Here is a 14644-nt window from a genome sequence, read left to right as displayed (position 1 = left end):
TTGTGCGGGACCTTGGGCGTACCGGGTCGAAATGAATCGGCGCGTCGTCCGCTTCACCCACCCAGCAACCCGAATACGGCCACCCCATTCGTCGTGCCGACATACACCTTGCCGTTTGCGATCAATGGTGTGATGAACTTGTTGCCCGTGCCGAACTGATCGCGCGTGCCCATCTGGTTGCTGTTGTACAGCTCGTTGAGCGTGATCGGGTCGAACGCATGCAAGGCCGCGACGGTGCCGTTTTCGGCGGCCCACACGATGCCGTTCGTGGTGCCGTTCGCCGAGATGCTCGGCGTCGTCCCGGGATAGGCGAACGTCATCGCGCTTTGCGCGGTCGGTGTGATCGACAGCTTCGCGTTGGTCACGGTGAACGCCTTCAGATGATCGCCGACCGAGCCGAAATACACGCGCCCGTTGAAATAGGCGGGCATGCCGAACTCGCCGCCGGCCAGCTGCGCGGGAATCTCCTGATAGATGTTGTCGGCCGCCGGGTTGAACTTGCCCATCGAGTCGCGATTCAGCACGTAGATGGTGCTGTCCTTGCCCGCGCCGAGCGTCAGATGCTGTACGGTGCCGTTCGCGTCGGTCAGGTCCGGCAGCACCAGTGCGCCGCCGGAGCCGAGGTCGATGTCGTCGTGGGCCTCCTGCACGACGTTCGTCATCGCGAAGTAGTCCGCCACCGACAGGCCTCCCGCCGTGCCGAGCTTCAGGAACGTATTGCCGAAATCCTTGCTGGCGGGGAAGCCGCTCGACGTCATCGTCGTGTCGAACGTGCCGTTGGCATCGAGCAGATAGATCGACGAGCCGTCCGACGCCGGTCCCGCGCCGCTCATCCAGATCGCGCCGCCGATGCCGTTAGGCGTCAGGTTGAGCACGGTGGTCTGCTGCAAGGTGTCGGCGCCGTAGCCCATGATCCAGCCCGTATAGCCGCCGTCGTCGCAGTGCGAGGTCCACGTCGTGTAGACCGTGTTGCCGAGCAATAGCAGCCCCGCGCGCTCCGCGTACAACGACGCGGTGAACGGCACGACGCCGTTCGTATTACCCGCGCCGCTGCCCGGGTAAGAGGCGGCGACTTCGGTGGGACCGTTCAGCAGCTCGGCGCCGGTCGCGAGGTCGAGCGCGTGAATGCGATGATGGTAGCCGCCGGCCGCGTCCTTCGACATCGCGACGACGTAGATCGTGCCGTGCGTGCCGCGCGAACGGTCGATCACCGGTGTCGAGGTGATGCCGATGGTGTTCACGATCTGGCTGCAGCCGAGGTCGTCGCTCGGGGTTTCGCCGGTGCCGAGTGTGCGCACCTGCCACAGGGTCGCGCCGGTGTCGGCATCGAATGCGTACACACTGTCGTTCTCGGTCGCGACGTACAGCACGTTGTGCGTGCCGCCCGCGATCGCCAGCGCAGCGACGAATAGCGGCTGCGCGTCGACCTTGCCGTCGACGCTAAAGAAGCCGACCTTGCCGAACGTCGAAGCCGCCACGTTGGCGGGCGTCAGTGTGGTTTCGCCGAGGTTCTGGCCGGTGCGCGCGATGTCGTCGTGATAGGTGAGCACGTCGCGCACGGCTGCCGCCGATGTGCCGCCCATCGAGGTGCCCGAGCCGCCGGTGCTACCGGTGGTGGTGCCGCCGCTCGTGGTGCCACCGCTGGTGGTGCTGCCGCCGCTCGCTGCGGCCGGGGCCGATGCGCCGGACGCGCCGCTACCGCCGGAGCCGACGCTCGCGCCCGTCGGGCCGCTGCTGTTTCCGCCTCCGCCGCCTCCACAGTTCGCCGCGACGATCGCGGCTACCGCGATCGCCGTGCCCAACAGGCTGGCACGGAGCAACAGGCGCATCGAGACCATGGCGGACTCCCCGTTGCTTGCGGCGGCGCCACGAAATATGGGCCGTTCGTCGAGTGTCCGCGCAACGTGGATTGAGATTAGCACCCTGCGTATAGATCGTAAAAGCCAGCAATTAGCGTCTATTCGTCAACTCGGCGCCCGCAGCGCAATCCGCCGACGCTCCCACCACGCCGCCGCCAGAAACGCGAGCGCCGCGCACAACAGCACGCCGACCACCGCTTCGTGGCCGACCGTTTTCATCAACGCGCCGGCGACGAGCGGACCGCCGAAGCTCGCCGCGCTCCACGACGCGCCGACCAGCGAACTCGCCGACACCAGCGCGACACCGCGAAAGCGCTCGCAGCAGGCCACCAGCGACAGCGTGTAGATCGCGCCCGCGGCCGCGCCGAGCACATACAGCAGCGGCCAGCGCAGCCACGGCGAGCCGACTGCCCACGGCAGCAGCGGCAACAACGCGACGACCACGATGCCGCAGCCGATATGCATGCGTTCGCGGCCGAGCCGGTCGGCGAGCCAGCCGATCGGAAACTGCATCGTCGTATCGCCGAGCAGCAGCGCCGACGCGAACAGCACGGCCACTTCGCTCGACATGCCATGCGACATCGCGAACAGCGGCAGCAGCGATAGCGCGATCGGGTCGAACAGCGCGAAGAAGCCGGTGCCGATCACGAGCGCGGGCATGCGCGGCAGTACGCGGCGCCAGTCGCCGTGCCCGGCGTGTTCGTCGCTCGATGCGTGCGGTGTGGCACGGATCGTCGCGAGCAGCGGCGACGCAAGCAGGAATATCGCGCCCCACAGCACGAACCGTCCCTGCGTGAAGCCCGCGATTTGGCTCACCAGCACCGGGCCCGACATCTGGAACAGCGTGAAGTTGGTCGCGTAGATCGCGATCACGCGGCCGCGCGACGCATCGTCGGCGAGCTGGTTGACCCACGCTTCGCCGATCGTGAACAGCAGCATCAGCGCCGCGCCGCACAGCACGCGCAGCAGCGCCCATAGCCGCAGGTTCGCGGTGAGCTGCATCAATGCGGTCGCGCAAGCAACCACCAGCACCGCGCCGACGATCACCTGGCGGCCACCGAAGCGCGCCGCGATCCGGCCGGCGAGCGGCACCACGGCGAGACCGCCGCCCGCCTGCGCGGCGGTTCAACAGACCGACCGCGTCGGTGCCGTAACCGGCTTGAGCGAGCGCCAGAGCGGTGAGGGGAAGGGCGGCGCCGCTGCCGAGTCCGACGACAGCGACGCTCAGGATCAGCGCGAGGAAATCGCAGGTGAAGATGACTTTCATCGGCGGGGATGCTACTACGCGTGTGGGTCGCGCGTATCTTTGCCGCGAGATTTGCTCGATCTCGTGTGCGATCCTTACTCGATAGGCGCGGATTTGCTGCTCCGCGGCGGTATCGTCAGACCGTGCAGACGAATCTGCGTGAGGCGCTTGTCGTCAGCGACGCCGATCGCGAGCGCTGGCGCGATACCGTACCAGTGAGACACGGGGCCCCACGACAGGTAAAGGGTGCCGTCACGAGGCTCGTAAACGATCACCGGTGGTTCCATGTCGTCCGCATGTCCGTGCTCGTCGAATTCTGTCTCGATGTGCGGAGTTCTGTCGGTCGGGTCTGTGAGTGGTTCAGACATGCGCACCGTCCACCGCTCGGGATTCGTGTAAAAGTCCAACCGGGTCAACCGGCGATGCTGATCGAGAAGCATCGACAACGTGCCCGCCGTCAGGACATAGGAAGGCGTGCCGATGCCGAAGCGCACGTCCAGCAAGTCGCTGAGACTGCTTTGCGGTTCCCGCGGCGAAGGCAAAGGTGAATAGTTGACCTCGCAGAACAGCGTGGAGCTTTCTTCATCCCACCGCACCGTGGCGGAAACGCCGGTGGCAGGGGCAGTCGTGTAGACGGTGGGATGCTTCATGGAAGAGGTTTATAGGCAAAGTGCAGAACGGTGTAGTCGCTCTCCCGCACGACGACTTCGAGCATATATGCTGTGCCATTGCGCGTGATTGGATAGGTGTATTGAAACACGCCAGTGTGCCCTGCGGGGTCGGCGGCACGTTTGCCATATTTCAGGGTAAGGCGAAGGATGTGAACGGGTACATAGCGTCCGGGATTTCCCATATGCGCGAGCGGTGCGGCGGCAAAACGCAAAGGCCGCTGCATCAGCGCATGGTATCGCGTACGTAAACGAAACAGCGTGGTCCGGTCGATCGCGGAGCCTACTCCTCTTATCCCTGCTCGCGTGATGCCTCGAGTGCCAGCCGTCCAGATGCCTCCGACGAGAAACAGCACATCGAGCGGATCGATCAGCGGGGCTTCCAGCGGCTTTTCGCTCAAGGATTCCCCGCCGTCCAATGTATAGATACGGAATACGCCGGCTACTTCCTTCTTGTATCCAATGATGCAGCCGAGATCTTCGTCGAAAATGGCCTTTGCATCACGTGGAACGGTGGGTGGGCGGGCGTCGAAGAGAGCCCTGACTGTCGGTCTTTTACCATTCCAGGCAAACGACGATTCGGAGACTGTGTAAGGAAACGGCGTGGACATGTGTGGATAAACTGCCTGGCTCGAAATCGATGACAGCGGTCACGATTTGCTGTCACCGTCGGACGCGTTTGTGCGTCGCCGTCGAACTCGCGTGCGTTGAGAATTGGTGAGCCGACAACCTAGCACGATGGTCCGCACGCCGCGCCCGTCACTGCACGTCGCGAAAGCTGTGTTCGCGGAAAAGCGTGAGTGGAAGCGGGTATTGGCCTCGGCGCCCGGCTCAAGATCTGTTGCAGATCGTTTCCACTCGCTGGCTGAAATGCTGTCGAACGAGGCCTTACCCTCAGGGCCGCTCGTCGTTGCTGGCGGACATCGAACACTGGTGCATCGGCACGGAACAGCGGCTGTCGCGCGCCGGAATGGAATACCCCATTTCGCGCATCGTCAAAGTGCCCGGCAAGCTCACCCCGCCACGGCCACCCGCCGCTCGATCGACACCGACCACAACGTCAACAACAGCGCGCCGAGCGCGGTCGCGACGCCGACCCACGGGAGCGTCGTCAGCGGCGCGCCGGCGCCGATCGCCATGCCGCCGAGCCATGCGCCGGTCGCGTTGCCGAGGTTGAACGCCCCCTGATTCAGCGTCGACGCCAGATTCGGCGCGTGGCTCGCCCGATCGACGATCAGCATCTGCAGCGGCGGCACGATCGCGAATGCGAGCACCCCCCACACGAACACGGTCAGCATCGCCGGAGTGCGCGCGTGCATCGTGCCCGCGAACACGCACAGGATCACGACGATCGCCATCAGGAACGCGACCAGCGAGGGCATCAGCCGCCAGTCCGCGAGCTTGCCGCCGAGCGTGCTGCCGACCGTCAGGCCGAGGCCGAACAAGAGCAGCACCAGGGTGACCGCGTGCGGCGTGAAGCCGGTCACGTCTTCGAGAATCGGCGTGATGTAGGTGAAGGTCGAAAACAGGCTCGCCGACGCGAACACGCTGATACCGAGCACCATCAGCACCTGCGGGTTCTTCAGCACGCTGAATTCGCGCACGAGGCTCGCCTTGTGCATCTCGATCTTCGCGGGCAGGCACACCGCGAGCGCGGCCGCCGCCAGCACGCCGATGCCGGTCACGGCCCAGAAAGTAGCGCGCCAGCCGACCGCCTGGCCGAGCGCGGTGCCGAGCGGCACGCCGAGCACGTTGGCGAGCGTGAGGCCGGTGAACATCAGCGCGATTGCCTGCGCGCGGCGATTCGGCGCGACGAGCCCGGCCGCGACCACCGAGCCGATGCCGAAAAACGCGCCGTGGCAGAACGCGGTGACGATGCGCGCGGCCATCAGCACCGCGTAGCCCGGCGCGATCGCGCACAGCAGATTGCCGACGATGAATACGCCGATCAGGCTCATCAGGGCCTTTTTGCGCGGCATGTTGGCGACCGCGATCGCGACGATCGGCGCGCCGATCGTGACGCCGAGCGCATACGCGGACACCAGCATGCCAGCCGCCGGAATCGACACGGACAGATCGCGCGCGACATCGGGCAACAGGCCCATGATGACGAACTCGGTGGTACCGATTCCAAACGCGGCAACGGCAAGGGCAAGCAGAGGCAATGGCATGGCGATGATGGGGTGTGACGCGTGAAGCGGCGCGAACAACGGGCGCCGGGCGGGCGATTCCGAAGGCGGAAACGCTGTCGCCGGCTAGGGAAAAACAGTAGGGGATTCTACCTAAGTCAAATCTGGCTTGCCGGCTGTCCGGAAAGCTGTTGTTTTTTGTGGAACGCGGCGGCGGGAGCCCGAGCCGCCAGGGGGCGTTCAGCGCCGCGCGAGGTTGCGCCCGAGTGCCGCGCAGCCCGCATCCGTCAGCGCTTCGACCACGTTGCTGCGATCGTCGGGCTTGAAGTCGGCGATCCAGATCACGCGGCAATGTGCGGACGTGTCGGCCACGACCTGCAGCGTCGCATGATGATGCTCGAAGCGCCCGCCGCCCACCGAGTAGGCGAGCCGCATGTGGGCATCGTCGACGGCGATCACGCGTTCCTCGACCACGGTGCCGTCGGCGAAGGTGACCCAGCGCAGGTCGCCTTCCATGCGCGCCGCGATCAGCACGCCCGCGAATACGCGGGCGACCCCGGCGGGATCGCGCAGCGCGGCCCATGCATCGGCCGCGGTGGTTGCCACGGCGATTTCCCGGTAGATCGTCGCCATCGCATTTCCTCCTGTTCGTTTCGGGCAACCCAGGTCTCGTGCGCGCGGGGGTGTCGCGACCGGCGATTGCAAACCTGTCGCCGATCGCGCGGCGCCGACTTATCCGCGATCCGCGTCGAACGTGTCGCCATGACGGCCCGCGCCGGACGCAAAGCGCGCCGCGCCCGCCACGCCCTCGGCCAAGACCGCCGGGTAGCCGCCCGCGCCTTCGCGCCGCAATGCCTCGGCGAGATCGTCCAGCGTGCTGTTCTCGAGCGCGGAGCGACGATCGGCGAGCAGCGCCGCCTGCGGAAACGCGGCGAGCTCCGCGGCCAGTTGCTCGGCAGCCGCGCGCGCTTCGCCCTTCGGCACCACGCGGTTGGCGAGCCCGAACGAAAGCGCCTCGCGCGCATCGACCGCGCGGCCGGTCAGGATCAGATCGAGCGCACGCGACAGACCGATCAGTCGCGGCAGCCGGATCGTGCCGCCGTCGATCAGCGGAATGCCGACACGCCGGCAGAACACGCCGAGCACCGCATCTTCCTCGACGACGCGCAGGTCGCACATCGCGGCAAGCTCGAGCCCACCCGCCACCGCATAGCCGGCGATCGCGGCGATCACCGGTTTGCTGAAGCATGTGCGTGTCGGTCCCATCGGCCCCGGGCCGCTGCCGTCCGCGTGCAGCTCATTGCGGCGCGTCGCGTCGGCGAGCGCGCCGAGGTCCGCGCCCGCGCAAAATGTGCCGCCCGCGCCGAACAGCACGGCCGCGTGCCACGCCGGCTCGGCCTCGAAGCGGCTGAACGCAGCGCTCAACGCCTCGGCCACCTGCCGATCGACCGCATTGCGCCGCGCGGGCCTCTCCAGCACGATCGTAGCGACGCCGTTGCCGTCATTCGACTCGATTCGCACATGGTTATTAAAATATTGGAAGGCTATCATCGTTATGTATACCTGAAGGGTATCTGAAGCTCCCTGTTTGCCTGTCGATCAGGCAGTGTGGCCATGCGCTCATGCAGCGTAATTAATCCGGTAGGCTGTCATGTTTCCGTCACGTCCGGCTCGTAGCGTTAGCGCTCTATTAATGCTCTGGCGTTCTGCCGCCAGCTTGCCGAGCCTGCCTTTGTCCCTGCCTTTGCCCAATTCATCGCCGGCCCCCGCCCCGGGCTGCGCCGAAGCTGTCTGGATCGTGCCGTTGCACGAGCATGCGTGGTACGACCATGTGCGTCTGAAGCGCGTCTTCGTCGCTGACGGCACACGTCACCAGGTCGTGCTCGTCGATCTGCGCAAGCTGCTCGTGTGCGCGAATCGCGACAACACCGATTACGTGCTGAAGCCGGTCGCCGAATGGCACGCGGGCAAGGTCCGCGGCATTCGCGAGTTTCTCGATCCCGACAGCCCGCGGATTCCGCAGATGCCCTACGTGACGATCTCCACGCGTCGCGCGCCGGGATTGCTCGGCTGGGTCGGCATCGAGCGCGAGGGGGTGGTGGCGTTTCGCAACGGCCAGCATCGCGCGCGCTATCTGGCCGAGGCGGGCGCGCGCTGGTGTCCGGTCGAAGTGCACGAGCGCGAGGCGGGATTGCTGCGTGAGCTGTGCGGCGCGGCCGATGATGCCCGCACCGCGATTCGCGCGACCCAGTCGGGCAGCGACAGCGACGTCTAACTTTCGCAGTCCGCGGCAATTCGCGTACGCCACGGTTATCACGGCTACCCCGCCTGCACGACGTTGCGCGGCGTGCCCGCCTGCCATGCCGCGATGTTCGCGAGCGTGGTCTGTGCGATCTCGGTCATCGCCTCGCGCGTGAAGAACGCCTGGTGCGCGGTGACGATCACGTTCGGAAACATCAACAGACGCGCGAGCACGTCGTCCTGTAGCGGCAGATTCGAATGATCCTCGAAGAAGATGCCGCCTTCTTCCTCGTACACGTCGAGCCCGAGATGGCCGAGCTGGCCGTCCTTCAACGCGCCGATCAGTGCGTTCGCCTCGACGAGCCCGCCGCGCCCGGTGTTGATCAGCATCGCGCCGCGCTTCATCTTCGCCAGCGCGGCGCGGTCGATCAGGTGATAGGTGTCGGGCAACAGCGGGCAATGCAGACTGACGACGTCCGATTCGGCGAGCAAGGTATCGAGCGGCACGTAGCGCGCGCCGAGCGCGAGCAGTTCGTCGGCCGGCGGCTCCGGATCGTAGGCGAGCACCTGCATGCCGAAGCCCGCCATGATGCGCGCGAACACCCGGCCGATGATGCCCGCGCCGATCACGCCGACCGTCTTGCCATGCAGGTCGAAGCCGAGCAGCCCATGCAGCGAGAAGTCGCCTTCGCGCGTGCGCGCGACCGCGCGCGGCAGGCGCCGGTTCAGCGCGAGAATCAGCCCCACCGCATGTTCGGCGACCGCGTACGGCGAGTAGGCCGGCACGCGTGCGACCGGCATGCCGAGCCGCTCGGCCGCCGCGAGGTCGACGTGATTGAAGCCCGCCGAGCGCAGCGCGATCATGCGCGTGCCGCCCGCATGAAGCCGTTCGAGCGTGGCGGCGTCGACGCTGTCGTTGACGAACGGGCAGACCACGTCGTAGCCATGCGCGAGGATCGCGGTCTCGCTGTCGAGAGGGGATTCCTGGAAATGCAGTTCATAGCCATGCGCGGCATTGGCCTCGGTGAATGTATCGACGTCGTATTGACGACTGCTGAACAGGATCGTGCGCATATCGGGCTCCGAAGAAGCTGTTTCTCGATGTTAGGCGACTTCGCGAATGAAAGAGTAGGGTGATGTGGTGAACGCGGGTAACGCTCGCGCATGACGGCTGGCTACCTTGGCCAAAAAACTTGCGCGATCGCGCGGTTCGGTGAATGATCGGACGAACGGCCTCGAGCGGCGTGCCTGCCGCGAGGCCGTTCGTTCCTTTGCGCTTCACATTCATACACCGATCATGCCGACTTCAACCTCCACTACCGTTGCTTCGTCCGTCCCCTGTCCGATTGTCGAATCGCTCGACGCCATCCTTCCCGAAGAACCGCTGCTGATGATGGGCGCCGGCCCCGTGCCGATTCCCGCCGCGGTCGCGAAGGCCAATGCGATCGTGATCAACCATCTGGGCGGCACGATGGCGAAGGTGGTGAACCAGGTGAAAACGATGGCGCGCTACGTGTTCCAGACGCAGTCGAAGTGGGTGCTCGGCGTCGCGGGACCGGGATCGGGCGCGATGGAGATGGCGATCTCCAATCTCGCGTGGGAAGGCACGCGCATGCTGTGCATCAAGAATGGCTTCTTCAGCGACCGCATGGGCGAAATGGGCCGGCGCGTCGGCGCGCGCGTGAGCATGCTCGAAGTCGCGGACCGCACGGTCGCGAGTCTCGACCAGATCGCCGACGCGCTGCGCCGCGAGCGTCCCGAGGTCGTCACGGTCGTGCAGGGCGAGACCTCGAACACCGTGTGGAATCATCATCTGAAAGACATCGCCGCGCTTGCGAAGGAAGCGGGCGCGCTCGTGATCGTCGACGCTGTCTGCACGCTGAGCACGATGCCGCTCGAAATGGATATCTGGGGCATCGACGCGGTGATCACCGGCGGCCAGAAGGGCTTGTCATCGATTCCGGGCGTGTCGCTGATTGCGTTTTCAGACGCGGCCTGGGCGCGCGTCAAAGGCCGCACGGCGCCCAATACGCACTGGTGCCTCGATGCGTCGCTGGCGGAAAACTTCTGGCACAACGCCGGGTATCACTACACGGCGCCGGTGTCGGGCGTGCTCGCGCTGCACGAGGCGCTGCGGCTCGTCTGCGCGGAGACGCTGGAGAAGCGCTTCGCGCGCCATCTGAAATGCTCGCTCGCGTTGCAACAAGGCGTCACCGCGATGGGCCTGCAACTGTATGCGCCGGAGAATTGCCGCCTGAATTCGGTGGTCGGCATCGAAGTGCCGGACGGCCTCAGTCCCACCGACGTCTGCGCGCATATCTCGCGGCAGCATCAGGTGGAAATCTCCGGCTCGTTCGGTCTGCCGATCGTGCGTATCGGCCAGATGGGCGAACAGTGCCGCGAGCACAACCTGTTTCGCACCGTGCATGCGCTGGGCCGCACGATGGTCGATCTCGGCGTCAACGTCGATCTGCCGGCGGGTGTCGCGGCGCTCGAGCGCGGCTTGAGCGAAGGTAAATAAGCATTTTTCCGATGCGCTACGAATAGCATTCGCAGCGCATATCTTTTGTGCGATCCAGCACTTTATAGTCCCATTAGAAAGTTTTTTTCCGCCATTATCGTGTTGCAATAAATTAATGCTTCGCAACGTTTTTACATAACAATGGCGAAATCGTCCAAACCCTTGCGGAATAAGGCTCTGCGCCTTTCTAAAGGGTTTTCTTCCTTTCTTACTTTCTATTGTTCTCTGTGCGCCGGCGCACGTATCGAGATCAGGCCGAAACGTAAAGTAGGTCAAGGCAAGAGCAGCGCAATGCTCACGCTGCGGTAAATCGCAAGACCATGATTCGACACACGGCGCGTGCCAGGACGTGCCTGCCGCGCTCATGCATGCATGCCGCCGGAACAAAGCTTTAACGCCAAAGCGCCCCCGCGAGGCGACAAAAAAGGATTTCTATCCGATTCGATAATTCGATCGCGTGGAGTCTCGAAGACTGTCTTCGAGGGTCCACGCACGTACGAAGCAAGGATATCGACACTATGGCGAGCGCATACGACTCAGGTCAATCGGCAGGGGTTATCGTTGGAGCAGAGTTGAACGGACTGGGGGTGGCGCGGTCGCTCGCGCAGGCCCGCGTTCCGGTTGTCGCAGTCGATACGAGGACCCGCGCGGCGACGTGGTGCCGACACGTTCATGCGCATCAGGTAAAGAGTTTTGTCGGGAAAATATTCGTTGATGAAATGATCGAACTCGGCAAGCGGTTCGATCGTCTGCCAGTTCTGATTCTGACCGACGAAGACGCGGTGCATGCGGTGTCGGAAAATCGGGCGGCTTTGTCGCACTGGTATCGGTTCCGCTTGCCGGCCGACGACACCGTCAAGATGTTGTCGAGCAAGGCGCGCTTTCACGAATTCGCGCAGCGGCATGGCTTTCCGGTGCCGCGCTCGGTCGTGCTCGACAAGCTTGCCGACATCGAACGGCTGGCCGAATTGCGCTACCCGTGCGTGCTGAAACCGGACGACAAGCGCAACGTGCTGCGCGGCGAGAAAGAACGCGCGGTGCGCGTCGACATGCTGCAGCATGCACGCGATCGCGCTATCGCGATGCTCGCGACGCCGGGCGGCATCATCGCGCAGGAGTGGATCGAGGGGCCTGACAGCAACATCCACTTCACGCTGTTCTATCGCGGCGCCGACGGCAACATGGTCAGCATGTTCACCGGCCGCAAGGTGTTGAGCTCGCCGCCGGGCGTCGGCAATACCGCGATCTGCGTGGCCGCGCCCGAAGCGCGCGGGACGCTCGAACCGCTGACGCGGCGCTTCGCCGAGCTGGCCGGTTTCGACGGCATGGGCAGCATCGAGTACAAGTGGGACGACAACTACAACGAGTTCGTGATGGTCGAGCCCACGGTCGGCCGCACGGACTGGCAGGAGGAGATCGCGACGCTGTGCGGCGTCAACATTCCGCTTGCCGCGTACCGCCATGAACTCGGCCTGCCATTGCCCGTCGAGCGCCTGAGCCGGCAACCGGTCGCGTGGCGCGCGACGTTTTCCGACCGGCCGCCGCCCGAATTGCTGAGCGAGCGCACGAAAATTTTCGATGGCTATTTTCGCTGGAACGATCCGCTCCCAGCGTTGCAGCACTATGTCGTGATGAATCCGCTGCGACGCATGAAGCGCAGCTGGAAAAAAGCGATCAGGGCGCCCGAGTCGCGTCAGGCCAAAGCCTGACGCTGGCAACGAAAGCCGTTCCCCTGGAGACCAGCATGTCTTTGACCGATACCATCATCATTGGCGCGGGGCCCTACGGGTCATCTCTTGCCGCGCATCTGAAGGCCGCCGGCGTGGATCACCAGATCCTCGGGGAACCGATGGGAGCGTGGCGCAACTACATGCCGCCCGGCATGCTGCTGCGCTCCGAGGCTTTCGCGTCGAGCCTGCACGCGCCGCGCAGCGGCTTTACCGTCGAAGACTACTGCCGCCTGACAGGGCTGCCTTACCAACCGCTCGGCATGGCGCTGCCGCTCGAAACCTTCGTCGAGTACGGGCTGTGGTTCCAGTCGAATCTGGTCGGCGAAATCCAGCCGGTCGACGTGCTCGCATTGCGCCGCGTCGGCGATCAGTTCCAGCTGTCGCTGAGCGACGGCCGCTCGCTCGCCGCGCGCAGAGTCGTGATCGCGCTCGGCCTGAAGGGCTTCGCGCAAACCCCGCCGGCGCTGCGGGACTTGCCGGCGCAATATGCGTCGCATTCGGAGCTGTATGGAAACCTCGAGTGGGCGCGCGGCAAGGACATTGCGATCGTCGGCGGCGGGCAGTCGGCGCTCGGGCTGTCCGCGCTGCTCAACGAACTCGGCGCGCGCGCGCACGTGCTGATGCGCGAGAGCAGCGTGGTGTGGCATGAGCGGCCGCAGGGCGGTCGCAACATCCTGTCGCGCATCAAGGGGCCCGACGCGGGACTGGGGCGCGGCTGGCGCTCGCTGTTCCTGTCCGAGTTTCCGGGCGTGTTCCACATGCTCGACCCACGACGCCGCAAGCAGATCATGGAGCACACGTACGGCGCGTCCGGCGCGTGGTGGCTGCACGATCGCGTGGTCGGCAAGGTGCAGATCTCGCATCGCACCGTGGTGCGCTCCGCTGCGGTCGAAAACGACCGCGTCGTACTGAACGTGCTGAGCGATGGCAAGCAAGCGCGGGTGAGCGCCGATCACGTGATCGCCGCGACCGGTTTCAAAACCGACATGCGGCAGCACGCGTTCCTGTCCAAAGATCTGGCCGACGCGATTTCGAATCAGGGCGGCATGCCCGATCTGACGTCGCACTACGAAACGCGCGTGCGCGGCCTCTATGTGATCGGACCCGCGTGCGCGCACAGCTTCGGGCCCGTGATGCGCTTCGTCTATGGAACCAAGCACGCGTCGCCGACCGTGGCGCGGCACATTATCGGTTCGTTGAAAGCGGGTGCGCGGCAACGCACGTGGCCCGTCGCCGATGCACCCATGCCGGAGCGCTCAGGTGAATAAAACCCAAGCAACGGGCGCGTCTGCGCGCTCGCACCTGTCCGACAGCTACCGCGGGCGCCGCATGAAGCGCTACAAGATGCTCGTGAAGGAGATGCTCGCGGGCTTCGTCCTGATTTCGGGTCTCGCGTGGTTCACGCGCAAGGTGCTGTGGCGCGATCGCGTGGCCGTGCTGCTTTATCACGATCCCGATCCGGACACGCTCGACCGTCACCTGACTTATCTCCGCAAGCTGTGCGAGTTCGTGCCGTTGACCGACGTCAGCGCGCCCGGCCGCGGCCGGCCACGCGTGGCGATCACGCTCGACGACGGCCACGCGGGCAACGCGAAGCTGTTGCCGGTGTTCATCAAGCACAACGTGCGCCCGACGATCTTCCTGTGCAGCCGCATCGTCGGACGGGCGCGCAGTCACTGGTGGCTGCATCCGGGCTCGCTGCGCGTCGGCCATGAACGTCTGAAGCGGATGACGAACGACGAGCGTCTCGCCGCGCTGGCGGCCCAAGGCTACCAGCAGGACGGCGACGACCGGCCGACCGGCCTGTCGATCGAAGCGATGCAGGCGATGCGCGAGCACATCGACTTCCAGGCGCATACGCGCTTCCATCCGATCCTCACACATTGCAGCAACGCTGAAAGCGAGGCCGAAATCCGCGACAGCCGCCATGAGATCGCGGCGCTGCTGCAACAACCGTGCGAGCACTTCGCGTATCCGAACGGCAATTACGGCGAACGCGAAGTGGAGTTCGTGCGGGCCGCCGGCTTCAAAACCGCGCGCACCTGCGACATCGGCTGGAACGATCAGCACACCGATCCGTACCGGCTGCGCACGATCATCATCGACGATGCGGCATCGACGCTGCGCTTCGCGGCGCAATTGAGCGGCATTGCGCTGTTTCTGCGCTATCTGCGCGAGGGTGGAGGCTGGCGCGGCAAGTTTCCGCAGTTTTGAACAGAGGGAGCGCCTGGACGAAGCGATTCGTCCGGG

Annotated in this window: 12 protein-coding genes and 1 pseudogene; 5 read left to right on the top strand and 8 right to left on the bottom strand. The window is 65.1% G+C overall.

What is annotated here, in order from left to right:
* Nucleotides 1–53: 53 nt before the first annotated feature.
* The 7 genes and pseudogenes from HWY30_RS18470 to HWY30_RS18440 form a co-directional block, all read right to left on the bottom strand.
* Nucleotides 54–1838 carry an outer membrane protein assembly factor BamB family protein gene (locus HWY30_RS18470; protein WP_090803197.1) on the bottom strand — a complete coding sequence of 595 codons (1785 nt, stop codon included), beginning with the start codon at nt 1836–1838 and terminating at the stop codon, nt 54–56.
* Between the two features lie 126 nt (nt 1839–1964).
* Nucleotides 1965–3126: pseudogene (locus HWY30_RS18465) on the bottom strand (MFS transporter).
* A gap of 74 nt (nt 3127–3200) precedes the next feature.
* Nucleotides 3201–3755, bottom strand: coding sequence for a hypothetical protein (locus tag HWY30_RS18460; protein WP_090803198.1), 555 nt, complete (start codon nt 3753–3755; stop codon nt 3201–3203).
* Nucleotides 3752–4384: a hypothetical protein gene (locus HWY30_RS18455; protein ID WP_090803200.1), complete on the bottom strand. Its 633-nt coding sequence runs from the start codon at nt 4382–4384 to the stop codon at nt 3752–3754. The genes HWY30_RS18460 and HWY30_RS18455 overlap by 4 nt, the downstream gene beginning before the upstream one ends.
* A 402-nt stretch (nt 4385–4786) precedes the next feature.
* Complete coding sequence (locus HWY30_RS18450) at nt 4787–5944, bottom strand: MFS transporter (RefSeq protein WP_090805596.1); 1158 nt, start codon at nt 5942–5944, stop codon at nt 4787–4789.
* Between the two features lie 198 nt (nt 5945–6142).
* Entirely contained in the window at nt 6143–6535 is a 393-nt protein-coding gene (locus tag HWY30_RS18445; RefSeq protein WP_090803201.1) for an SRPBCC family protein, read from the bottom strand.
* A 99-nt stretch (nt 6536–6634) separates the two neighbouring features.
* Complete coding sequence (locus tag HWY30_RS18440; protein ID WP_090803203.1) at nt 6635–7453, bottom strand: crotonase/enoyl-CoA hydratase family protein; 819 nt, start codon at nt 7451–7453, stop codon at nt 6635–6637.
* Between the two features lie 142 nt (nt 7454–7595).
* On the opposite strand from HWY30_RS18440, the gene HWY30_RS18435 reads away from it, so the two are divergent.
* Complete coding sequence (locus HWY30_RS18435) at nt 7596–8177, top strand: plasmid fertility inhibition factor family protein (protein WP_425199387.1); 582 nt, start codon at nt 7596–7598, stop codon at nt 8175–8177.
* Between the two features lie 44 nt (nt 8178–8221).
* Here HWY30_RS18435 and HWY30_RS18430 read toward each other — a convergent pair whose 3' ends face one another.
* On the bottom strand, nt 8222–9217 hold the full coding sequence (locus tag HWY30_RS18430; protein ID WP_090803206.1) for a 2-hydroxyacid dehydrogenase: 996 nt from the start codon (nt 9215–9217) through the stop codon (nt 8222–8224).
* 223 nt (nt 9218–9440) lie between these two features.
* On the opposite strand from HWY30_RS18430, the gene HWY30_RS18425 reads away from it, so the two are divergent.
* The 4 genes from HWY30_RS18425 to HWY30_RS18410 all read left to right on the top strand — a co-directional run bounded on the left by HWY30_RS18425 (nt 9441) and on the right by HWY30_RS18410 (nt 14608).
* The gene (locus tag HWY30_RS18425; protein WP_090803207.1) at nt 9441–10664 is read left to right on the top strand and encodes a pyridoxal-phosphate-dependent aminotransferase family protein; all 1224 of its coding nucleotides are present in this window, start codon (nt 9441–9443) and stop codon (nt 10662–10664) included.
* A 719-nt stretch (nt 10665–11383) separates the two neighbouring features.
* Entirely contained in the window at nt 11384–12373 is a 990-nt protein-coding gene (locus HWY30_RS18420) for a carboxylate--amine ligase (RefSeq protein ID WP_090803209.1), read from the top strand.
* A 35-nt stretch (nt 12374–12408) separates the two neighbouring features.
* Nucleotides 12409–13662, top strand: coding sequence for an NAD(P)-binding domain-containing protein (locus tag HWY30_RS18415; RefSeq protein WP_090803210.1), 1254 nt, complete (start codon nt 12409–12411; stop codon nt 13660–13662).
* Nucleotides 13663–13723: 61 nt separating this feature from the next.
* The gene (locus HWY30_RS18410) at nt 13724–14608 is read left to right on the top strand and encodes a polysaccharide deacetylase family protein (protein ID WP_090805598.1); all 885 of its coding nucleotides are present in this window, start codon (nt 13724–13726) and stop codon (nt 14606–14608) included.
* The last annotated feature ends 36 nt before the right edge of the window (nt 14609–14644 follow it).

This window comes from Paraburkholderia tuberum STM678, from assembly GCF_902833905.1.
GTDB lineage: Bacteria > Pseudomonadota > Gammaproteobacteria > Burkholderiales > Burkholderiaceae > Paraburkholderia > Paraburkholderia tuberum.
The sequence above is the reverse complement of the archived record's forward strand: the minus strand, read 5'-3'. Positions and strand labels throughout refer to the sequence as shown.